This is a genomic window from Streptomyces sp. NPDC031426 (assembly GCF_055581585.1).
This window is the reverse complement of sequence record NZ_JBVIJE010000005.1, coordinates 247,636-267,278: the sequence shown is the minus strand read 5'-3', so window position 1 is coordinate 267,278 and position 19,643 is coordinate 247,636. Positions and strand designations below refer to the sequence as shown.

The 19,643-nt window shown below is 73.3% G+C and carries 19 protein-coding genes and 1 pseudogene; 7 read left to right on the top strand and 13 right to left on the bottom strand.

What is annotated here, in order from left to right; genetic code table 11:
• Positions 1-34: 34 nt before the first annotated feature.
• The 4 genes from ACZ5NH_RS11940 to infC all read right to left on the bottom strand — a co-directional run bounded on the left by ACZ5NH_RS11940 (position 35) and on the right by infC (position 2,543).
• Positions 35-892: a TrmH family RNA methyltransferase gene (locus ACZ5NH_RS11940; protein ID WP_468774572.1), complete on the bottom strand. Its 858-nt coding sequence runs from the start codon at positions 890-892 to the stop codon at positions 35-37.
• A 196-nt stretch (positions 893-1,088) separates the two neighbouring features.
• Positions 1,089-1,472, bottom strand: coding sequence for a 50S ribosomal protein L20 (gene rplT, locus ACZ5NH_RS11935; RefSeq protein WP_004002577.1), 384 nt, complete (start codon positions 1,470-1,472; stop codon positions 1,089-1,091).
• A gap of 98 nt (positions 1,473-1,570) precedes the next feature.
• Positions 1,571-1,765, bottom strand: a complete 195-nt coding sequence (rpmI, locus tag ACZ5NH_RS11930) for a 50S ribosomal protein L35 (protein ID WP_003977225.1) — start codon at positions 1,763-1,765, stop codon at positions 1,571-1,573.
• 115 nt (positions 1,766-1,880) lie between these two features.
• Complete coding sequence (infC, locus tag ACZ5NH_RS11925; protein WP_078630469.1) at positions 1,881-2,543, bottom strand: translation initiation factor IF-3; 663 nt, start codon at positions 2,541-2,543, stop codon at positions 1,881-1,883.
• Between the two features lie 375 nt (positions 2,544-2,918).
• Between infC and ACZ5NH_RS11920 the strand changes: the two genes are divergently transcribed.
• Positions 2,919-3,275, top strand: a complete 357-nt coding sequence (locus ACZ5NH_RS11920; protein WP_228618719.1) for a DUF1844 domain-containing protein — start codon at positions 2,919-2,921, stop codon at positions 3,273-3,275.
• A gap of 18 nt (positions 3,276-3,293) precedes the next feature.
• On the opposite strand, the gene ACZ5NH_RS11915 is transcribed toward ACZ5NH_RS11920, so the two are convergent.
• Positions 3,294-4,025: an SseB family protein gene (locus ACZ5NH_RS11915; protein WP_468774569.1), complete on the bottom strand. Its 732-nt coding sequence runs from the start codon at positions 4,023-4,025 to the stop codon at positions 3,294-3,296.
• A gap of 129 nt (positions 4,026-4,154) precedes the next feature.
• Here ACZ5NH_RS11915 and ACZ5NH_RS11910 point away from each other — a divergent pair.
• Positions 4,155-5,110: pseudogene (locus ACZ5NH_RS11910) on the top strand (serine hydrolase).
• 34 nt (positions 5,111-5,144) lie between these two features.
• Here the strand turns inward: ACZ5NH_RS11910 and mycP are convergent.
• A complete protein-coding gene (mycP, locus tag ACZ5NH_RS11905) occupies positions 5,145-6,341 on the bottom strand; it encodes a type VII secretion-associated serine protease mycosin (protein ID WP_468774567.1) in 1,197 nt (398 codons plus the stop codon).
• Positions 6,338-7,225 (bottom strand): hypothetical protein, encoded by an 888-nt coding sequence (locus tag ACZ5NH_RS11900; RefSeq protein ID WP_468774566.1) that lies wholly within the window; start codon positions 7,223-7,225, stop codon positions 6,338-6,340. Before ACZ5NH_RS11900 ends, mycP begins: the two co-directional genes overlap by 4 nt.
• Positions 7,226-8,550: 1,325 nt before the next feature.
• On the opposite strand from ACZ5NH_RS11900, the gene ACZ5NH_RS11895 reads away from it, so the two are divergent.
• Positions 8,551-9,753 carry an amino acid deaminase/aldolase gene (locus tag ACZ5NH_RS11895; RefSeq protein ID WP_468774564.1) on the top strand — a complete coding sequence of 401 codons (1,203 nt, stop codon included), beginning with the start codon at positions 8,551-8,553 and terminating at the stop codon, positions 9,751-9,753.
• Between the two features lie 9 nt (positions 9,754-9,762).
• Here the strand turns inward: ACZ5NH_RS11895 and ACZ5NH_RS11890 are convergent, their stop codons facing one another.
• Genes ACZ5NH_RS11890 through ACZ5NH_RS11880 form a run of 3 tightly spaced genes read right to left on the bottom strand, consistent with a single transcriptional unit; the run spans position 9,763 to position 13,297 of the window.
• Positions 9,763-10,545, bottom strand: coding sequence for a 3-oxoacyl-ACP reductase (locus tag ACZ5NH_RS11890; RefSeq protein WP_388626330.1), 783 nt, complete (start codon positions 10,543-10,545; stop codon positions 9,763-9,765).
• Positions 10,542-11,915 carry an aldehyde dehydrogenase family protein gene (locus ACZ5NH_RS11885; RefSeq protein ID WP_468774562.1) on the bottom strand — a complete coding sequence of 458 codons (1,374 nt, stop codon included), beginning with the start codon at positions 11,913-11,915 and terminating at the stop codon, positions 10,542-10,544. The genes ACZ5NH_RS11890 and ACZ5NH_RS11885 overlap by 4 nt, the downstream gene beginning before the upstream one ends.
• A gap of 23 nt (positions 11,916-11,938) precedes the next feature.
• On the bottom strand, positions 11,939-13,297 hold the full coding sequence (locus tag ACZ5NH_RS11880; RefSeq protein WP_468774560.1) for a glutamine synthetase family protein: 1,359 nt from the start codon (positions 13,295-13,297) through the stop codon (positions 11,939-11,941).
• 95 nt (positions 13,298-13,392) lie between these two features.
• Here ACZ5NH_RS11880 and ACZ5NH_RS11875 point away from each other — a divergent pair, with 95 nt between their 5' ends.
• Positions 13,393-14,145 (top strand): FadR/GntR family transcriptional regulator, encoded by a 753-nt coding sequence (locus ACZ5NH_RS11875; RefSeq protein WP_451551895.1) that lies wholly within the window; start codon positions 13,393-13,395, stop codon positions 14,143-14,145.
• Between the two features lie 52 nt (positions 14,146-14,197).
• Positions 14,198-14,884: a gamma-glutamyl-gamma-aminobutyrate hydrolase family protein gene (locus ACZ5NH_RS11870; RefSeq protein WP_468774557.1), complete on the top strand. Its 687-nt coding sequence runs from the start codon at positions 14,198-14,200 to the stop codon at positions 14,882-14,884.
• Between the two features lie 66 nt (positions 14,885-14,950).
• Here the strand turns inward: ACZ5NH_RS11870 and ACZ5NH_RS11865 are convergent, their stop codons facing one another.
• Positions 14,951-15,874: a LysR family transcriptional regulator gene (locus tag ACZ5NH_RS11865; protein ID WP_388626338.1), complete on the bottom strand. Its 924-nt coding sequence runs from the start codon at positions 15,872-15,874 to the stop codon at positions 14,951-14,953.
• Between the two features lie 70 nt (positions 15,875-15,944).
• On the opposite strand from ACZ5NH_RS11865, the gene ACZ5NH_RS11860 reads away from it, so the two are divergent.
• Positions 15,945-17,108, top strand: a complete 1,164-nt coding sequence (locus tag ACZ5NH_RS11860) for a TDT family transporter (RefSeq protein WP_468774554.1) — start codon at positions 15,945-15,947, stop codon at positions 17,106-17,108.
• Here ACZ5NH_RS11860 and ACZ5NH_RS11855 read toward each other — a convergent pair.
• Both ACZ5NH_RS11855 and ACZ5NH_RS11850 read right to left on the bottom strand, forming a co-directional pair.
• Positions 17,020-17,739: a helical backbone metal receptor gene (locus tag ACZ5NH_RS11855; RefSeq protein WP_468774552.1), complete on the bottom strand. Its 720-nt coding sequence runs from the start codon at positions 17,737-17,739 to the stop codon at positions 17,020-17,022. The two genes, ACZ5NH_RS11860 and ACZ5NH_RS11855, sit on opposite strands and share 89 nt — an antisense overlap.
• Entirely contained in the window at positions 17,739-18,308 is a 570-nt protein-coding gene (locus tag ACZ5NH_RS11850) for a helix-turn-helix domain-containing protein (RefSeq protein WP_388626344.1), read from the bottom strand. The genes ACZ5NH_RS11855 and ACZ5NH_RS11850 overlap by 1 nt, the downstream gene beginning before the upstream one ends.
• A 395-nt stretch (positions 18,309-18,703) precedes the next feature.
• Here ACZ5NH_RS11850 and ACZ5NH_RS11845 point away from each other — a divergent pair, with 395 nt between their 5' ends.
• Positions 18,704-19,639 (top strand): 5'-3' exonuclease, encoded by a 936-nt coding sequence (locus tag ACZ5NH_RS11845; protein ID WP_468774550.1) that lies wholly within the window; start codon positions 18,704-18,706, stop codon positions 19,637-19,639.
• Positions 19,640-19,643 lie beyond the last annotated feature (4 nt).

Sequence of the window (19,643 nt, the reverse complement as noted above, 5' to 3'; positions counted from 1 at the left end):
CAGACGGCGCAGGGCCCCCGAGTTGGTCACCCTACTAGCTCTGGGTGACGGAGCGGCACCCTCCGGAGGCGCGCTGCGCACGGGCCGACGCGTAGAGACATACGGCGGCGGCCGTGGCGAGGTTCAGGCTCTCGGCCCTTCCGTGGATCGGCACGCGCACCACGGCATCCGCGAGCGCGCGGGTCTCCTCCGGCAGGCCCCAGGCCTCGTTGCCGAACACCCAGGCGGTGGGCCCGCCCATGGTGCCCCTGTCCAGCTCCTCGTCGAGGTCCCGGTCCCCGGCCCCGTCGGCGGCGAGAATGCGCACCCCGGCGTCCTTCAGCCCCGCGACGGCCCGCTCCACCGGCACCCCGACGGCGACGGGCAGGTGGAAATGGGATCCCACCGAGGCGCGTACGGCCTTGGGGTTGTACAGGTCGACGCTGGCGTCGGTGAGCACCACCGCCTCGGCGCCGGCGGCGTCGGCGCACCGCAGCACGGTCCCGGCGTTCCCGGGATCCCGCACATGCGCGAGCACGGCGACCAGCTTCGGCCGGGCGGCGAGGATCTCCTCGAAGGGCGCGTCGAGGAACCGGCACACGCCGACGAGCCCCTGCGGGGTCACGGTGGTGGAGATGTCGGCGATGACGTCCTCGGACGCGAGATGCACCCGGGCGCCCGCATCCCGCGCCGCCCCGATGATGTCGGCGTACCGCTCCGCGGCCTCCACGGTGGCGAACAGCTCGACGAGGGTGGGGGCGCCGCCGACCCGATGCCCAGCCGCCTCCCGAACGGCCTGCGGCCCCTCCGCGAGAAACAGCCGGTCCTTGCCCCGGAAGTTCCGCTTGGCGAGCCGCCGGGCGGCGGAGACACGGGCGGACCGGGGGGAGATCAGCTCGGGAGCGGGCGTCATCCTCTTCTTCACCTTCGGGAAATTCATCTGTTCGTGGCGCCGGCGGGTCTCAGCGCCCCGTCAGGGGCGGGGGGAACTGCGCGAGCGACCACGACGCGCCCGCAGCCGAACGAGCATCTCACGGACGCCAACAACAGGACCCGCAAGCCGTAAAGCCTGCGGGTCCAGTGAGCATCGACTCAAAGCCGGCGCAGCGTCACGCGGCCTTGGGCGCGTTGACGTCCGAAGGCAGCGCCTTCTGCGCAACCTCGACGAGCGCGGCGAAGGCGCCCGCGTCGTTGACGGCCAGCTCGGCCAGGATCTTGCGGTCGACCTCGACGTTCGCGGCCTTCAGACCCTGGATGAAGCGGTTGTAGGTGATGCCGTTGGCGCGGGCAGCGGCGTTGATGCGCTGGATCCACAGCTGACGGAAGTCGCCCTTGCGCTTCTTGCGGTCGTTGTAGTTGTAGACCAGCGAGTGGGTGACCTGCTCCTTGGCCTTGCGGTACAGACGCGAACGCTGACCGCGGTAGCCGGAGGCCTGCTCGAGGATCGCCCGGCGCTTCTTGTGGGCGTTGACTGCCCGCTTGACGCGTGCCACTTGTTAACTCCTTGTAGCGGGGTCGTGGTGGTCCTCACACGACCCGGAAACGATTCGGTCCCGGTCCAGACGCACGGCGCTCAGTCGGCGCCGCTGTGTCACTTGCCGAGAAGCTTCTTGATCTTCGCGGCGTCGCCCGGGGCCATCTCGGCGTTGCCGGTGAGGCGACGCGTGACGCGGGACGACTTGTGCTCGAGCAGGTGGCGCTTGCCGGCGCGCTCGCGGAGCACCTTGCCGGAGCCGGTGATCTTGAAGCGCTTGCTGGCACCGCTGTGCGACTTGTTCTTCGGCATAGCGCCGTTATCTCCTCGTCGGTGGCGCTCCGGTGCCCGGTCGCGAAACCGGGCACGGTGGAGCGTCGCTCTCTTCTGTCGGTTACATCCTCGGGGACCTGGGGTCCCCCGGGGATCACGCCTCGGCGGGCTCCTCGGCGGACGCCTCAGCCTCGGCAGGGTTCTGCGAACGACCGGGGTTGGCCTTCGCCTCCGCCTTGCGGGCTTCCTGCGCCTGTCGGGCCTCGGCCATGGCCTCGGTCTTCTTCTTGTGCGGACCGAGGACCATGATCATGTTGCGGCCGTCCTGCTTCGGGTTCGACTCCACGAAACCGAGGTCCTGGACGTCCTCCGCGAGGCGCTGCAGCAGTCGGTAGCCCAGCTCGGGACGGGACTGCTCGCGACCACGGAACATGATCGTGATCTTGACCTTGTCGCCCTGCTTGAGGAACCGTACGACGTGACCCTTCTTGGTGTCATAGTCGTGCGGGTCGATCTTCGGCCGGAGCTTCATCTCCTTGATGACCGTGTGCGCCTGGTTCTTGCGCGCCTCACGGGCCTTCATGGCCGACTCGTACTTGAACTTCCCGTAGTCCATGAGCTTGCACACGGGCGGACGGGCGTTCGCCGCGACCTCGACCAGGTCCAGGTCGTACTCCTGCGCAAGCTCCAGTGCCTTCGCGAGCGGGACAATGCCCACCTGCTCGCCACTGGGACCGACAAGTCGCACCTCGGGAACGCGAATCCGGTCGTTGATGCGGGGCTCGGCGCTGATGGATCCTCCTCGGTAGCACCACACGGCGGTCTGGCGGACAGCCGCGTATGTCTGTTCGTTAGACCTAACCGCGCCGAAGCACAAAAAATGCCCCGGACGATCACAGGCGGGGCTCCAATGACTACCGGAGCACCGCCGCGGTGACCGCGGGGCGCACTTTCGGGCGACTCCATCGTCCGTACGGAACGATGGTGGCCGCCTGACCGGGTGACCCGCCGTCCCGAGGGACGGTCAGGTGGGAGATCGGAGCCTCCACTTGTGGGCTGGGCACGCACTGCTGTCCAGCCGGTCGTTACACAAGGTTAGCAGCACCGACGGGGAAGGGCTAATCGAAGCACACCCACGGTCTCCGCCAGGGCTCTCCCGGGGCGCTCCGGCGCACCGCTTATCGTGTGGGGCATGAGTGAGACCCCTCCTGAGAACCCCGACTTCGACGCGATGACCCGCGATATCGCCGAGGTCCCCGCCGTCGAGGTGATCGTGACGGTCGCCGTCAACCTGATGAGCGCCGCCGCCGTGAAGCTCGGGCTGAGCGAGGAGGGCGAGAAGTACAAGGACCTGGACGAGGCCCGCAAGCTGATCACCGCGCTCGCCGGCCTGCTGGACGCGAGCACGACCGAGATCAGCTCCTTCCACGCGGCGCCGCTGCGCGACGGTCTGAAGTCGCTGCAGCTGGCATTCCGCGAGGCGTCGATCGTGCCGGACGAGCCGGGCCAGGGGCCGGGCGAGAAGTACACCGGCCCGGTCTACGGCTGACCGAGGGCCGTAGCTCTACTACCCGCGTACGTACAGGGGCTCGCCCGGAGGCGTGGTCCCGGCCGGCAGCAGTGCCAGGTCGAGGCCGCGCACCAGGCGGGCCCTCAGTGTTTCGTCGGCGGCGAGCCGCTCGGCGACCGCGCGGGCGGCCTCGGCGGGCGGGGCGGCCGGGTCGAGGACCAGGGCGAGGGTGCCGTCGGCGTGTCCGGGCCCGAGGTGGGCGCGCAGCACGGCGGGCTCCGCCGCCACGACCGTACGGACGGCCTCGACGACGGCCGGGTCGGCGAGCGGGTCGGTGCTGGTGCGGCCCTCGGCGAGGGCGAGCAGCGCCGGGCCGGTCAGCTCGAAGGGCACGGGCCCCGCGAGGTCCAGCACGACCGTGTCGGCCTTCTCGTGGGCGGCGGCCTGCAGCGCCTGGTGCAGGGGTACGGCGACCGGGCGGGCCGCGGGGTCCCAGCGGGCGAGGGAGTCGGTGGAGGTGAAGGCGGGCAGTGCGGTGCGGTCGCCGGCCCTCAGGGTGGGTACGGCCATGTCGCTGGTCTTCTCGCGACGCAGCCCGTTCTCATCCACCTCGGCCTCGCCCAGCACGGCGACCACCGGGACGAGCAGGCGGGCGCCCTTGAGCGCCTCCAGGACGGGCCCGAGGGCGCTGCGGTCCTCGGCCCAGGCGGCGAGCGCGGCGCTCAGCCGGGGGTCGGCGGAGCCGTCGTCGTCGGAGAAGCCGGGGTCGGGAATGTTCTTGTTCGCCACGGTCACCGACCCTATAGGCACCTCGCCGACCCGCTGCACGGGAGCCTTCACAGGAACCTCAGCGTTCCCTGAGCCCCGTCTCATGTCCGTCCAACGAGGTGCACAGTCGCCGGCCCGAGCATCGCGGCCATGGAGTCCTCCAGAGCCCGCCGGCGCCGTCGTGCGCGCCCGTCCCGGTGCCGTCCCTGCTGTACACCGCTCTCGCCGTGGTCGCCGTGGGCGGGGTGACGGCCGGCGGCACGGCCTATGTGAGGACGCGGGCGCATCCGGGCACGGCGGCCGTATCGTCGGCGGCGACGCCCTCGGCCTCCTCCTCGGCCGGGGCGGGCGAGGAGGCCTCGGTGGAGCCCGTGACGGAGCCGGCGGTGGACCGGAAAGCGCTGCTGGGCAAGGCGCTGACGGCGGTGAGCGTGCCGTCGGGCGCACAGGTGTCGGCGGCGGTGCTGGCGGTGGACTCCGGGGAGAGCGCCGCGTACGGCGACGCGGCCTTCGACACGGCGAGCATCGTGAAGGTCGGCATCCTGGCCACGCTGCTGCTCCAGGCGCAGGACGCGGGCCGGCGGCTGACGGCGGCCGAGCAGGCGTACGCCACGAAGATGATCGAGAACAGCGACAACGCCTCCGCCACGGCGCTGTGGCACGCCATCGGGCGGGCGGACGGCCTGGACGCGGCGAACAAGCGCTTCGGGCTGACCGCGACCTTTGGCGGCGAGGGTGAGCTGTGGGGGCTGACGCAGACCACGGCGGCGGACCAACTCGTCCTGCTCCAGCAGGTGTTCGGCAAGGACTCCAGGCTGAGCGAGGCCTCCCGGACCTATGTGCAGGGGCTGATGAGGTCGGTCGAGGCGGACCAGCGGTGGGGGGTGTCGGCCGCCGCGGAAGGCAACTCCTGGGCGCTGAAGAACGGTTGGCTGGCGCGCAGCACGACGGGGCTGTGGGACGTCAACAGCATCGGGCGGATCACGGTGGACGGCACCGACTATCTGGTGGCAGTGCTGTCGAAGGGCACGCAGACACAGGCGAAGGGCATCGCGCTGGTGGAGGCGGCGGCGAAGGCGGCGGTGTCGGCGTTCGCCGGTGAGTGATCCGGCTACCGGTGCCAAGTGATCGGGGTGCGCCTCAGAGCCGCTGCCTGCGCCCCCGCCACAGCGCCACGCCCGCCACCAGCAGGACCCCGCCGGTACCGCCGGCCAGGGGGCCCGCCCAGTCGGCGGTCGAGGACGTGGCCCTGGGGGCGTCCGGACCTGTGCCGAAGTACTTCTTCCCGTACGACGCCGCGCGCAGGCTCTGCGGCCTGAGCCGCTCGGCCGCCCGCAGTGCCGCCGCCGGGTCGATCATGCCGAAGCCCCGGGAGTCGTCCCGGCCGCCGACCGGCGCGTCCCGGGCCGTGTCCTCCAGGAGCTTCTTGATCTGGGCCGGGGTCAGTTCGGGGTGGGCGGCCTTGACCAGGGCCGCGGCGCCGGAGACGAAGGCGGAGGCGGCCGAGGTGCCCCAGCCCTCGTAGTACTTGTGGTCGGGGTCGGCGATCACCACGTCGACGCCGGGCGCGCTGACCGCGGCGTACCAGCGGCGGGTCGAGAAGGAGGCGCGGGTGCCGTAGCGGTCCACCGCGGTCGCGGCTATGACGCCGGGGTAGGCGGCCGGGTAGGAGACATGGTCGCCCTTGTCCCCGCCGTTGCCCGCGGAGGCGACGACCACCACGCCCTTCTTCAGGGCGTACTGCACGGCCTCGTCCTCGCTGGGCTCGGGGTGCGCGGAGTTCGAGTCGTCGCCGAGGGAGAGGTTGATGACGTCGGCGCCGTGGTCGGCGGCCCAGCGGATGCCCTCGGCGAGGGCGTTGCCGCGGCTGGTACGGGCCTTGGCGCGGGCGGGGTCGCCGTCCTCCAGGATCACCCGCACGGGCAGGATCTTCGCCTCCGGAGCGACGCCCATGACACCGGCGCCGCCGCCGGGGCCGTGGCCGTGCCCGGCGATGATGCCGGCCATGGCGGTGCCGTGCCGGGCCCAGTCGCGGTCGCCCTGCCTGGCCCCGAAGCCGATCATGTCCTTGGCGGGCAGGACGTTGCCGGCGAGGTCCGGATGGTCGGCCTCGACGCCGGTGTCCAGGACGGCGACGGTGACGCCCCGGCCCTTGGTGGTGCGCCAGGCCTCGTCCAGGTGCAGCGCGGACAGGCCCCACTGCTGGGCGCGGATGCCGTCGGCGTGGGCCGTGGTGGCCGGCGCCAGGGCGAGGGCGCCGGCGAGCAGCAGGCTCAGCGCCGCGCCGGCGGGTTCCACACGGTGGCGGCCGCGTATCGACTGCCTCGATCGCCTCATGAAGGTTTCTCCGTGGCCGTGCCGATGCTCTGGCGCAGGCGCCGTTCGATGCGGTCGGCCAGGCCCTGGGCCTCGTTGCCGAGCCCGGCCTGGGCCGGTGCGGTGGTGGCGCCGGCGCTGACGGCGTCGGCGGCGGGCTGGGGCACGTCGACGCTGCGGCCGTCGGCCCAGCCGGAGACGGCGTAGGCGACGACGGGGGCGTCCGTGAGGACGGAGATGGTCCAGGAGGCCCGCTGCCTGTCGCCGAAGCCGGCCGCGGCGGTGCCCTTGGCCGCGTACGGCCGGGGCATCAGGTCGGCACGCCGGTCCAGGCGCTGGGCGCGGAACTGGTGGGCGAGCGCGGACATGCCGGCCGGGTCGGCCTTGGTGAACAGCAGGCCGACTGTGGTGACATGGCTCTGGGTGGCGTCGGTGTACGTGGCGCGCAGCAGGCGCCGGCAGCCGACCGGGGCGAGCACCTTGGCCAGCAGCGGGTCGAAGGCGTGCGCGCAGCCGGTGTCCGGGGCCACGGCGATCCTGGTCCAGGTGCGGTCGGCGCCGCCGGGTCCGGCGCCGATGCCCTGGACGGTGGGCGGGAACAGCTGGTCCACGGCCATGTCGTGCCAGAGCGCCCCGGCGGTGGCGAAGTGGTCGCCGGAGGTGTCGTCGCCGCCGTCGTCGGTGAGCCAACTCCCGGTAACGGCGCCGCCGATGAGCCCGAGACCGAGCACGAGACAGGCGGCAGCGGCGGCGGTACGAGGGCCGATGCGGTGCCATGTCCGCCCACCGAACGGCTCGCTGTCCCCGTCCGCCATGACGGGCCGCGCGGCCGGAGAACTCCAGGACAGCGCCGGGTCCGGCGACGACGTGGGCGGTGGGGGGCCGACGGGATACGCCGGCGCCATGGGACTCCAGGCGCCCGTCCCCGGGCGCCCGGCGGACACCGTGGAGGGGGACGCGGAGGCGGCACGGCGCTCTCCGCCCGACCCGCCGGAGGACCGGCCGGGCGCGGCGGCGGGGCGCGCCGCGTTCGGGGCGCCGGTGACCGGGCGGAGCCGGGCCGTCGTCTCCGAGGGGGTGATCGGGCGGGCGGAAGCCGTCGTCTCCGACGGTGTGACCGGGCGGAGCCTGGCCGTCGTCTCCGTGGGGGTCTCGACGGGGGCTCCCGGCCGCCGGGACTCCCGTCCGGGGCGGTGCGCATCGCGCCCTGTGCTCGGCGGCGCGTCGGGGAACCGGGCCGAGGCCGGCGGCGGAGGCGGGCTCGCCGGTGCGCCGGCCGCGGGCACGACGGGACGCGGCCCCACGGACCGACGCGCTTGCCCGGCACGGGGACCAGGGCCTCCGGGGAACGGCCGGCCCTCTGGCGCCGCGGCCTCACCGGACGGCGAGCCGTCGGCGGCGCGCCGCGAGTCACTGGCGGCGGTCCGCCCGACGGAACGCGAGTCACTGGCGGCAGTCCGCCCGACAACAGGCGCGCCGTTGCCCGCGGACGGCCCGGCGGAGCGGGAGCCGCTTCCCGCAGAGCCCGCGGCGGAAGGCGAGCCCGTGCCCGCGGCCCCTGCGGCCGAGGCCGGGCCCGCACCCGGGTCCCCTGTGCCCGAAGCAGAGGCCCTGCCCGTGAGCCCCGCGGCCGACACCCGGGCATCGCCTCTGGCGGACCCCGCCAAAGACCGGCCATCGCCCATGAAGTCCCCGCCCAAAACCCACTCTTCACCCCCGGCTGACCCCACCGAAGACCGGCCCTCACGCACGTAGCGCCCAGCCGACGGCCGGCCCTCGACCGGGGCGGCCCCCGGAGAAGCGCCCTCCTCGCCTGCCGCGCCCCCGGTGGCCTGGCGAGGGGCGCGCGGGGTGAAGACCGACGGCTCGTCGTCGGGGTCGTCGGGCGGGGTGGACGGGCGGGGCGGGACCGGGGGGCGCGGCGGGACGGGGGCGTGGCGCGCTTCCGTGCTCATGCACCCCCCGTTTCCTCGTGCCCGGGCCCGTCCTCACGTACGCGGGCCGCTGCGCTGCTCGGCCGCGCCCGGCGCCGAAGCTCCGTCCCGGGCACGCATACCCGTACGTCCGGACCGGCATCCCGGTTCAGGTGAAGCGGCCGTGCGCGTTCCGCCGTACGTGCGCGTCACTCTACGGGTTGTACGGGCCGGAATCAGAACCAGTCCGGGGCGCCGGGGCATCTGCCCGGAACGTCCCCCTACCCTGCGGTAATCCTGTCTGGCAGGCTTCCGTCATGACTGCGCGCGCCGCCGACCGGGCCCGTTACGACCGGGCCACCGCCCATCTCGACGCCCCTCTCGCGATCGTGGACCTGGACGCCTTCGACGCCAACGCGGCCGATCTCGTCCGCCGGGCCGCGGGCAAGCCGGTCCGGGTCGCCAGCAAGTCGGTTCGCTGCCGGGCCCTGCTGGAGCGCGTCCTGGCGATGGACGGCTTCCAGGGCATCATGTCGTTCACCCTGGCCGAGTCGCTGTGGCTCGCCCGCTCCGGTTTCGACGACGTGCTGCTGGCCTATCCGTCCGCCGACCGGAGCGGTTTCGCCGAGCTGGCCGCCGATCCCAAGCTCGCCGGTGCGGTGACCGTGATGGTGGACGATCCGGCGCACCTCGACCTCATCGACGCCGCCCGCGACGGCGGACGGGAAGTGGTGCGTGTCTGCCTGGAGTTGGACACCTCGCTGAAGTTGCTCGGCGGCCGGGTCCGGGTCGGGGCGCGGCGTTCTCCGCTGCACTCCCCCACCCAACTCGCCGAGCTGGCCCGGTCGGTGGCCCGGCGGCCGGGCTTCCGGCTGGTCGGGATCATGGCGTACGAGGGGCACATCGCGGGCGTCGGGGACGCGGTGGCCGGGCGGCCGCTGAGGTCCCGGGCGATCCGGCTGATGCAGGCGGCGGCGCGCCGGGAGCTGGCCGAGCGGCGGGCCGCGGTCGTGCGCGCGGTGCGGGCCGTCGTACCGGACCTGGAGTTCGTCAACGGCGGCGGCACGGGCAGTGTGCAGCACACCGCCGCCGAGGACGCGGTGACCGAGATAGCGGCCGGTTCGGGGCTGTATGTGCCCCGGCTCTTCGACAACTACACCTCGTTCACCGGCCGCCCGGCCGCCCTGTTCGCCCAGCCCGTCGTACGGCGCCCGGGGGTCGGGGTGGTCACCGTGCTCGGCGGCGGCTACCCGGCCTCCGGCGCCGCCGGCCCGGACCGGCTGCCGGTGCCGTACCTGCCCGAGGGCCTGAAGTACGACCCCCAGGAGGGCCCCGGCGAGGTGCAGACCCCGCTGCTCGGCTCGCCCGCCGACGATCTGCTCATCGGCGACAGGGTGTGGTTCCGGCACGCCAAGGCCGGCGAGCTGTGCGAACGGTTCGAGGCGCTGCACCTCGTCGAGGGCGACGAGGTGACAGCGACCGTACCCACCTACCGGGGCGAGGGCCGGACCTTCCTGTGACCGGACGGCCTACAGGGGCGTGACGTACGCGCCCGCGATTCCGCCGTCCACCAGGAAGTCGGTGGCGTTGACGAACGAGGAGTCGTCGCTGGCCAGGAAGGCGACGGCGGCGGCGATCTCCTCGGCCTCGGCGAACCGGCCGACCGGGATGTGCACCAGGCGGCGGGCCGCCCGCTCCGGGTCCTTCGCGAACAGCTCCTGCAGCAGCGGGGTGTTGACCGGGCCCGGGCACAGGGCGTTCACCCGGATGCCCTCCCGGGCGAACTGCACGCCCAGTTCGCGGGACATGGCCAGCACGCCGCCCTTGGAGGCCGTGTACGAGATCTGGGAGGTGGCCGCGCCCATCCGTGCCACGAAGGACGCGGTGTTGATGATGGAACCCTTGCCCTGGCGCCGCATGTAGGGGATGGCGGCCTTGCAGCACAGGTACACAGAGGTGAGGTTGACCTCCTGGACCCGCTTCCAGGCCTCCAGGCCGGTCTCCAGGATGGAGTCGTCGTCCGGCGGGGAGATGCCGGCGTTGTTGAAGGCGACGTCGACGCTGCCGTAGGTGTCGTACGCCGTCCTGAACAGCGCCTCGACCTGCTCGGGGTCGGTGACGTCGGTCTTCACGAAGAGTCCGCCGACCTCGTCGGCGACGGCCTTGCCGCGGGCCTCGTCCACGTCCGCGCAGACCACGTGGGCGCCCTCGGAGGCGAGCCGGCGGGCGGTGGCGAGGCCGATGCCGCTGCCGGCTCCGGTCACGACGGCGGTACGGCCGACCAGGCGGCGGCAAACACTGTTGTCGGTCACTGTGCGGGGCCCTCCGTGCTGATGAAGACGTTCTTGGTTTCGGTGAAGGCGGTCAGGGCGTCGGGGCCCAGCTCCCGGCCGAGGCCGGACTGCTTGAAGCCGCCGAACGGGGTCCAGTAGCGGACGCTGGAGTGGGAGTTGACGGACAGGTTGCCCGCGCGGACGGCCTGGGAGACGCGCAGGGCGCGGCCGAGGTCCCGGGTCCACAGGGAGCCTGAGAGGCCGTAGGGGGTGTCGTTGGCGAGGCGGACGGCGTCCTCCTCGTCGGTGAAGGGGAGGAGGACGGCGACCGGGCCGAAGATCTCCTCGCGGGCCGCCCGGCCGTCCGGCCGCTCCCCCGTCAGGACTGTGGGCGGGAACCAGAAGCCGGGGCCGTCGGGGGCGCTGCCGCGCAGCGCGGGGGCGCCCTCGGGGACGTACGACCGTACCCGGTCGAGCTGCTGACGGGAGATCAGCGGGCCCATCTGGGTCTTCTCGTCGGCGGGGTCGCCCACCACGACGGAGGCGAGGGCGTCGGCGAGGAACTCACGGGCCTCGTCGAGGACCGTCTCCTGGACCAGGATGCGGGTGCGGGCGCAGCAGTCCTGGCCGGAGTTGTCCAGGAAGGAGAAGGGGTCGAGGGCGGAGGTGAGGTCTGCGTCGGCGAAGACGATGTTGGGGCTCTTGCCGCCGAGTTCGAGGGTGACCGGCTTGACCAGCTTCGCGCAGCGCTCCATGACCTCGCGGCCGGTGCGGGTGGACCCGGTGAACACGATCTTGGCGACGTCCGGGTGGTCGACGAGGGCACGTCCGGCGGTGTGGCCGTAACCCGGCAGCACCTGGAAGACGTGCTCGGGCAGGCCCGCGTCCAGGGCGAGTTCGGCGAGGCGGAGCGCGGTGAGCGGGGTGGTCTCGGCGGGCTTGAGGACGACCGCGTTGCCGGCCGCGAGCGCCGGGAAGGAGCCCCAGGCGGCGATCGGCATCGGGAAGTTCCAGGGGGCGATCACGCCCACGACACCCAGGGGCTCCTGGAAGGTGACGTTCCAGCCGCCGGGCACCGGGATCTGCCTGCCGAGGAGGCGTTCGGCGCCGCCGGCCGCGTACAGCAGCAGGTCGCGGGCGTTGCCGGCCTCCCAGCGGGCGTTGCCGAGGGTGTGGCCGGCCTCGCGGACCTCCAGCCGGGCGAGTTCCTCGGTGTGGGCGTCGACCACGTCCGCGAAACGGCGCAGCAGCCGGGCCCGGTCGGCGGGGGCGAGGGCGGCCCACCCCGTCTGGGCGCGTGCGGCCCGTACGACGGCGGCGGCGACGTCCTCCTCGCTCGCGGCGGGGACGGCGGCGACGACCTCTTCCGTGGCGGGGTTGAGGACCTTCAGCTCGTGCGGGTCGGACACGTGATGACCTTTCACAGGCGTTGTCACAGGCGTTCGAAGGAGCGGCGCAGCTCCCAGTCGGTGACGGCGGCGTCGAAGGCCTCCAGCTCGACGCGCGCCATGTTGCGGTAGTGCGCCACGACCTCGTCGCCGAAGGCCGCCTTGGCGATGGGGCTGTTCTCCCACAGCTCGGCGGCCTCGCGGAGCGTCGTCGGCACGTGCTCGAAGTCGGCGGTGTAGGCGTTGCCCGGGCACGGCTCGGGCAGTTCCAGCCGCTGCTCGATGCCGTACAGGCCGGCCGCGACGAGGCCGGCGACGGCGAGGTAGGGGTTCACGTCCCCGCCGGGGAGGCGGTTCTCGAAGCGCAGGGAGCGGCCGTGGCCGACCACGCGGAGGGCGCAGGTGCGGTTGTCGTGGCCCCAGGCGACGGCGGTGGGTGCGAAGGAGCCCGGCTGGAACCGCTTGTAGGAGTTGATGTTCGGGGCGTACAGGAGCGAGAAGTCGCGCAGCGCGGCGAGCTGTCCGGCGAGGAAGTGCCGCATGACCTCGGACATTCCGTCGCCGTCGGCCATGGCGTTGGTGCCGTCGGCGTCGGCGAGGGAGAGGTGGATGTGGCAGGAGTTGCCCTCGCGCTCGTTGTACTTGGCCATGAAGGTGATCGAGACGCCCTCCTGGGCGGCGATCTCCTTGGCGCCGGTCTTGTACAGCGCGTGCTGGTCGCAGGTGACGAGGGCCTCGTCGTAGCGGAAGGCGATCTCGTGCTGGCCGGGGTTGCACTCGCCCTTGGCGGACTCGACGGTGAGACCGGCGCCCGCCATGTCGTTGCGTAGCCGGCGCAGCAGGGGCTCGATGCGGCCGGTGCCGAGGATGGAGTAGTCGATGTTGTACTGGTTGGCCGGGGTGAGGCCCCGGTAGCCCGCGTCCCAGGCCTGTTCGTAGGAGTCCTTGAAGACGATGAACTCCAGCTCCGTGCCGACCTGGGCGGTGTACCCGAGTTCGGCGAGCCGCTCCAGCTGGCGGCGCAGGATCTGGCGGGGCGCGGCGACGACCGGGGAGCCGTCGTTCCAGGCGAGGTCGGCGACGAGCAGCGCGGTGCCGGGGTGCCAGGGGATGCGGCGCAGGGTGGCGAGGTCGGGGTGCATGGCGAAGTCGCCGTAGCCGCGGTCCCAGGAGGACATGGCGTAGCCGTCGACGGTGTTCATCTCGGTGTCTACGGCCAGGAGGTAGTTGCAGCCCTCGGTGCCGTGCCGCAGCACCTCGTCCAGGAAGAAGCGGGCGGCGAACCGCTTGCCCTGCAGCCGCCCTTGCATGTCGGGGAAGGCCAGGACGACAGTGTCGATCTCACCGCTCGCGACGAGGGCGTGCAGTTCCTCGACGCCGAGCGGGGGTGTGCGGTCTGCCACGGGAGAGCCTCCTTCGGCGCCTTCGCGCTTTTTCGGCCGGGCCGGGAGCCATAAGGTATTGCTCAGGACCATTGCTTGGGAAGGGGGTACGGCGGATGTCGCGGGAGACGGAATGGCAGGAGGCGCATACGCCGGGAGTCGTCGACCGGCTCGCTCCGGTGCTGCGGCCGGTGCGGGCGGGCAACGGCTTCGAGGAGGCGCTGGAGCAGATCCTCCAGGTCGTGCGGCTCGGGCTGGTGCCGGGCGGGGAACGGCTGCCGGCCGAACGGGAGCTGGCGGAACGGCTCGGGATCAGTCGGGTGACGCTGCGCGAGGTGCTGAAGGTGCTCACGGACCAGGGGCTGGTGGAGGCGCGGCGCGGGCGCTATGGCGGAACGTTCGTCCTGCCGCGCTCGGACGCCGGCGGCGAGGACGAGCTGCGGCGGCGGATCGCCGAGGTCGACATCGAGGACGTGCTGCGGTTCCGTGAGGTGCTGGAGGTGGGTGCGGCCGGGCTGTGCGCGGCGCACGGGCTGACGGACGAGCAGGCGGACCGGCTGCGCGAGGCGCTGGCCCGCACGCACGACGCCCCGCTGGCGGACTATCGCCGGCTGGACACCCTGCTCCACCTGACCCTCGCCGAGCTGTGCGGGTCCCCCTCCCTGACCGCGCAGTACGCGGCGGTCCGGGCCACGGTGAACGACCTGCTCGACTGCATCCCGCTGCTGGTGCGCAACCTGGAGCACTCGCAGCGCCAGCACACCGCGCTGGTCGAGGCGGTGCTGGACGGGGACGCGGACGGCGCGCGGGAGATGATGCGGGAGCACTGCGCGGGCACGGCGGCGCTGCTGCGGGGCTTCCTGGCGTAAGGCGGTTCTGGAAAGGTATGGACGTAAACCTTTGACTTCCGGGGAGGGCGGCATGACGGTACGACCGCTGATCGGCATCAGCACCTATCTGGAGTCCGGCGCGCGCTGGGGCGTGTGGGAGCTGGACGCGGCTCTGCTGCCGGCCGGCTATCCACGGCTGGTGCAGCGGGCCGGCGGGCTGGCCGCGATGCTGCCGCCGGACGCACCCGAGCGCGCGGCGGAGACGGTGGCCCGGCTGGACGGACTGGTGATCGCGGGCGGCCCGGACGTGGACCCGGACCGGTACGGCGCCGAGCGCGAGCCCCGTACCGGTCCGCCCGCCCCGGCCCGCGACGCCTGGGAACTCGCCCTGATCGAGGCCGCGCTGGACGCCGGAACGCCGGTGCTGGGCATCTGCCGGGGCATGCAGCTGCTGAACGTGGCGCTCGGCGGCACGCTGGTCCAGCACCTGGAGGGACACGCGGAGGTGGTCGGCGTGTTCGGCGGCCACCCGGTGAAGCCGGTACCGGGGACCCTGTACGCCGGGATCGTCCCGGAGGAGACGACGGTGCCCACCTACCACCACCAGGCCGTGGACCGGCTCGGCGCGGGACTGGTGCCGTCGGCCTACGCGGCGGACGGCACGGTGGAGGCGATCGAACTGCCGGCGGACCGGGGCTGGGTCCTGGGCGTGCAGTGGCACCCCGAGATGGGTGAGGACCTGCGGGTGATGTCGGCGCTGGTGACAGCCGCTTCCTGAGTCACAGTCCGGCGGTGCCGGGTTCGTTCAGGGCGAGCACCCCCGGTCCCGGCCGAGCCGCGCCCGTCACCCCCGCGTCAGCGACAGCAACTCCCGGGCCGGGCCGGTGGGCCGGTGTCCGGTCGGCCAGACCGCTCGCAGCTCGCGGTGCAGGGACACGCCCTCCACCGGGATGCTGACCAGGCGGCGCATCGCCAGCTCCTCCCCCACGGCCAGCTCGCTGAGCACCGAGGGCCCCGCGCCGCTGACCGCCGATGCCTTGACCGCCGTGGTGGAGGACAGCTCGATCAGCGGGCGGGCAAGGCCGCCGAGCGCCGCGTCCAGGACCTGCCGGGTTCCGGAGCCGCGCTCGCGGAGGATCAGCGGGGTGCCCGCCAGCTCCTCCGCCGTCACCGGGCGCCGGCGGCGGGCCCAGGGATGGCCGGGCGCGGCGACGACGATCAGCCGGTCACGAGCGATGACGGCGGAGTCCAGACCCGTGGGGACGGACAGGCCCTCCACGAACCCGAGGTCCGCCTCCCCGGCCAGCAGGAGTTCCGCCACCTTCGCCGAGTTGCCCGCGAGCAGCGACACGGCCGTGTCGGGCCGCCCGGCGTGCAGCGCGAGGAGCCAGCCCGGGAGCAGGTACTCGGCGATGGTCATGCTCGCCGCGACCCGGAGGCGCGAGTCCCGCCGGTCCCGCAACGCGCGCGCACCCGCGTCGAAGGCCGCGGCCGCCTCCACGACCCGGCGGGCCCAGTCCGTCACCAGGGCGCCCGCGTCCGTGAGCCGGGAGCCGCGGGGCGAACGGTCGACCAGGGCCACGCCCAGTTGCCGCTCCATGGAGCGGATCCGGCTGCTGGCCGCGGGCTGGGTGATGCCGACCTCACGCGCCGCCGCCCCGAGACTGCCCAGCCGCGCCACCGCCAGCAGCAGCTCCAGCGCGGCCAGGTCAGGCACCCGGTGTGCCAGTGATGCCGTGTGCTCCTGCCGCCCCTCCACGTCACTCATAAGACCAGCTTATGCCCTGATAGAAGGGAACTCCCTGGTCAGGCCGAGACGGCAGCGGCACGGTGAAACCATGGTCACCGCAGCCCAGCCCTTGTCCACCGCCGCTGTCCCACGTGCCGCCGGGGTCCGGCACCTGGGCCCCAACTGGTACGCCGCCGTCATGGGCACCGCCATCCTCGGCTCGGCCGGTGTCGCGCTGCCCGCACCCGCGGCAGCTCTGCGCGACGTCTTCGCCGGGGCCTGGGCGCTGTCCCTGATCATGCTGGTGGCCCTGCTGGCGACCCGGGCCGTGCACTGGACCCGCCATCGCGACCAGGCCCGCGCCCATCTCCTGGACCCGGCCATGGCCCCGTTCTACGGCTGTCTGTCGATGGCCCTGCTGGCGGTCGGCGGCGGTGCCGTGACGGCGGGGCAGGAGGTGGTCGGCACCGGCACGGCCGTCGCCCTGGACTCCGTACTGTTCAGCGCGGGTACGGCCGTCGGGCTCGCGGCCGCCGTCGCCCTGCCGTACCTGATGGCCGTACGGCACCGCGTCCAGCCCGCGCAGGCCACCCCCGCCTGGCTGCTGCCCCTGGTCGCACCCATGGTGTCGGCCGCGCTCGGCCCGCTGCTGGTGCCGCATCTGCCGGCGGGCCAGCCCCGGGAGACCCTGCTGCTGGCCTGCCTCGCCCTGTTCGGGCTGAGCCTGCTCGCGACGCTGCTGATGCTGTCCCTGGTCTTCGCCCGGCTGGTCACCGGCCCGCTGCCGCTCGCGCTCACCCCGACCCTGTTCCTGGTCCTCGGCCCGCTCGGGCAGTCCACCACCGCGGTCGGCAAGATCGCGGACGCGGCACCCGGGGTCGTACCGCCCCTGTACGAGCGCGGCCTCGCCGTCTTCGCCGTCCTCTACGGCGTGCCGGTCATGGGGTTCGCGCTGCTGTGGCTGGCGCTGGCGACCGCGCACGTGGTGCGGGCCCGCCGGCAGGGCATGGGGTTCGCGATGAGCTGGTGGGCCTTCACCTTCCCGGTGGGCACGTGCGTCACCGGCGCGATGGCGCTCGCCCGGCACACCGGTCTCGCGGCCTACGACGCGCTGGCCGTCGCCCTGTACGCCCTGCTCGCCGCAGCCTGGCTGGCTGCCGCCGCCGGCACCGTACGCGGCCTGCTCAGCGGCGAGCTGCTCGCAGCGCCTCGGCCAGCACCCGTGGCGCCTCGGCCAGAGACGGTCCGTACCAGGTCAGGTGCCGCCCGCTGACCAGGGCGCAGGGCAGGCCGGGAAAGGCCTCCGGGCCGTCCTCGGCGGTGAAGCGGTAGGGCTCGTCGGGCAGCACCACCAGCTCGGGGGCCGCGGCGCACACCTCGTCCAGCGGAACGCGGGGGTAACGGTCGCGGTGACCGGCGTACAGGTGGTCCACACCGAGCCGGGCCAGGACATCACCGGCGAACGTGTCCCGGCCGAGGACCATCCAGGGCCGGCGCCAGATCGGTACGACCGCGGTCCTGCGCTCGACCGGCTCCGGCAACGCGTCCCAGGCCGCCTCCGCCTCCTCCAGCCAGCGGGGCCGTCCCTCGGCACCGCACGCGGTGAGCACCCGGTCCAGCTCGGCGAAGGCCTGCGGAACGTTGCGCACCTCGGTGACCAGCACCTCGAGGCCTGCGCCGCGCAGAGCGTCGAGGTCCGGGGCGCGGTTCTCCTCCTCGTTGGCGATCACGAGGTCGGGGGCGAGGGCGAGGATACGGTCGAGCCTGGGGTTCTTCGTCCCGCCGATCCGGGTGACCTCAAGGTCGGCCGGGTGGGTGCACCAGTCCGTGGCCCCGGCCAGCACGCCGGGCAGCGTCCCGGCCACCGCCTCGGTGAGGGACGGGACCAGTGAGACGACCCGCACTACCGGGACCGGTCCTGAACGGCCTCGATGTGCTCGGCGACCGCCACCACGATCACCCGGGTGTCCGGCACCGTCGCCCGCCAGCGATGGCGTACCCCACCGGTCAGATAGAGCGTGTCGCCTCGCCCGAGGCGATACGCGCGTCCCTCGGCCTCTATCTCCACCGCGCCGTCGGCGACGTACATCAGCTCGTCGTTGCGGTGCTGGAACTCGCGGCCGGCGTCGTGGTCGCCGGTGAACTCGGAGGCGTGCAGCTGATGGTGGCCGCGCACCAGGGAGCGGGTCCGGGGGTGGAAGTCGCCCTCGGCGACCGGGTCGGCGCGGACGACGTCCACGCTGGCAGCCGGGTCGGCGGCGGCGAGGAGTTCGACGGCCGTGGTGCGCAGGGCGTCGGCGAGCTTCTCCAGCGAGCCGCGGCTGGGGCGGGCCCGGTCGTTCTCGACCTGGCTGAGGAAGGGCACCGACAGACCGCTGCGCTCGGCCACGACGGCGAGGGTCAGTTCCAGGGCACGGCGGCGCCGCCGCACGGCCGCGCCCACCCGCACGGGCTGCTCTTTGTGGTCGCCCATCGCTCCGGCTCCCTCCCTCGCTCGTCGTGCCGCTGTCCGGGTGCCCGGGTCGGGACACACCTCTTCTGATGACTTCTCTGCACCCTACGCATGTTCGGCAAACCGTTTCACGCTGCTGTCACATACCCGAGATGCCGCCGAGCCGCCACCCTCACGGTTCGCGCCAGCGTGACGGGGCCCCGGGCCGGTCCTGGGCGGCATCCGGAGCGGGTGCGAATACGCCGACCAGCAGGGGCGGGGGCGCGGGGCGGGGCCAAGGGTCGTCACGGAACGTGGTTGGCCGGATCCTTGCCGTACCCGGTACAGCGCGCCCGAAGTACCGAAGACACCGCGAGGAGCCCTTCCGGAGAGCTCGCCGACCGGGGACTGTCGGTGCCGTACGGCATGATGCGAGCGTGACCGGACGACTCATGCTGCTCGACACCGCATCGCTGTACTTCCGCGCCTATTTCGGCGTCCCGGACTCCGTGAAGGCGCCGGACGGCACGCCCGTGAACGCCGTGCGCGGACTGCTGGACTTCATCGACCGACTGGTCAGGGACCACCGTCCGCAGCACCTGGTGGCCTGTATGGACGCCGACTGGCGGCCGCAGTGGCGGGTGGACCTCATCCCCACCTACAAGGCGCACCGCGTCGCCGAGGAGCACGAGGACGCGCCGGACGTCGAGGTGGTGCCGGACACCCTCTCGCCGCAGGTGCCGGTCATCGAGGAGGTGCTGGACGCGCTCGGCATCGCCCGGGTCGGTGTCGCGGGGTACGAGGCGGACGACGTGATCGGCACGTTCACCGCGCGCGCCGACGGCCCGGTGGACATCGTCACCGGCGACCGCGATCTGTACCAGCTGGTGGACGACGCGCGCGGGATCCGGGTGCTGTATCCGCTGAAGGGCGTCGGCACCCTGCAGCTGACCGACGAGGCGGTGCTGCGCGAGAAGTATGGCGTCGACGGGCGGGGGTACGCGGACCTGGCGCTACTGCGCGGCGACCCGAGCGACGGCCTGCCCGGCGTGGCCGGCATCGGCGAGAAGACGGCCGCCAAGCTGCTGGCAGAGTTCGGTGACCTGGCCGGGATCATGGCGGCGGTCGACGAACCGGGGGCGAAGCTGACGCCGTCGCAGCGCAAGCGGCTCACCGAGGCCGGCCCGTATGTCGCGGTCGCGCCGAAGGTGGTGCGGGTGGCGGACGACGTACCGCTGCCGGACGTCGACACGGCTGTGCCGCGGGCGCCGCGGGACCCGGCGGCCCTGGAGCAGCTGGCCGAGCGGTGGGGGCTCGGCGGCTCCCTGCAGCGGCTGCTGGCCACACTCGCCGTGGGGCCGGCCGAGGCGTGACCGG

Excerpts from the sequence above, each read along its gene's own strand:
- ACZ5NH_RS11940 (WP_468774572.1), bottom strand. The coding sequence starts at position 892 with ATGACGCCCGCTCCCGAGCTGATCTCCCCCCGGTCCGCCCGTGTCTCC.
- rpmI (WP_003977225.1), bottom strand. The coding sequence starts at position 1,765 with ATGCCGAAGAACAAGTCGCACAGCGGTGCCAGCAAGCGCTTCAAGATC.
- ACZ5NH_RS11920 (WP_228618719.1), top strand. The coding sequence starts at position 2,919 with ATGAGTGAGACCCCTCCTGAGAACCCCGACTTCGACGCGATGACCCGC.
- mycP (WP_468774567.1), bottom strand. The coding sequence starts at position 6,341 with ATGAGGCGATCGAGGCAGTCGATACGCGGCCGCCACCGTGTGGAACCC.
- ACZ5NH_RS11900 (WP_468774566.1), bottom strand. The coding sequence starts at position 7,225 with ATGGCGCCGGCGTATCCCGTCGGCCCCCCACCGCCCACGTCGTCGCCG.
- ACZ5NH_RS11895 (WP_468774564.1), top strand. The coding sequence starts at position 8,551 with ATGACTGCGCGCGCCGCCGACCGGGCCCGTTACGACCGGGCCACCGCC.
- ACZ5NH_RS11875 (WP_451551895.1), top strand. The coding sequence starts at position 13,393 with ATGTCGCGGGAGACGGAATGGCAGGAGGCGCATACGCCGGGAGTCGTC.
- ACZ5NH_RS11870 (WP_468774557.1), top strand. The coding sequence starts at position 14,198 with ATGACGGTACGACCGCTGATCGGCATCAGCACCTATCTGGAGTCCGGC.
- ACZ5NH_RS11865 (WP_388626338.1), bottom strand. The coding sequence starts at position 15,874 with ATGAGTGACGTGGAGGGGCGGCAGGAGCACACGGCATCACTGGCACAC.
- ACZ5NH_RS11860 (WP_468774554.1), top strand. The coding sequence starts at position 15,945 with ATGGTCACCGCAGCCCAGCCCTTGTCCACCGCCGCTGTCCCACGTGCC.
- ACZ5NH_RS11850 (WP_388626344.1), bottom strand. The coding sequence starts at position 18,308 with ATGGGCGACCACAAAGAGCAGCCCGTGCGGGTGGGCGCGGCCGTGCGG.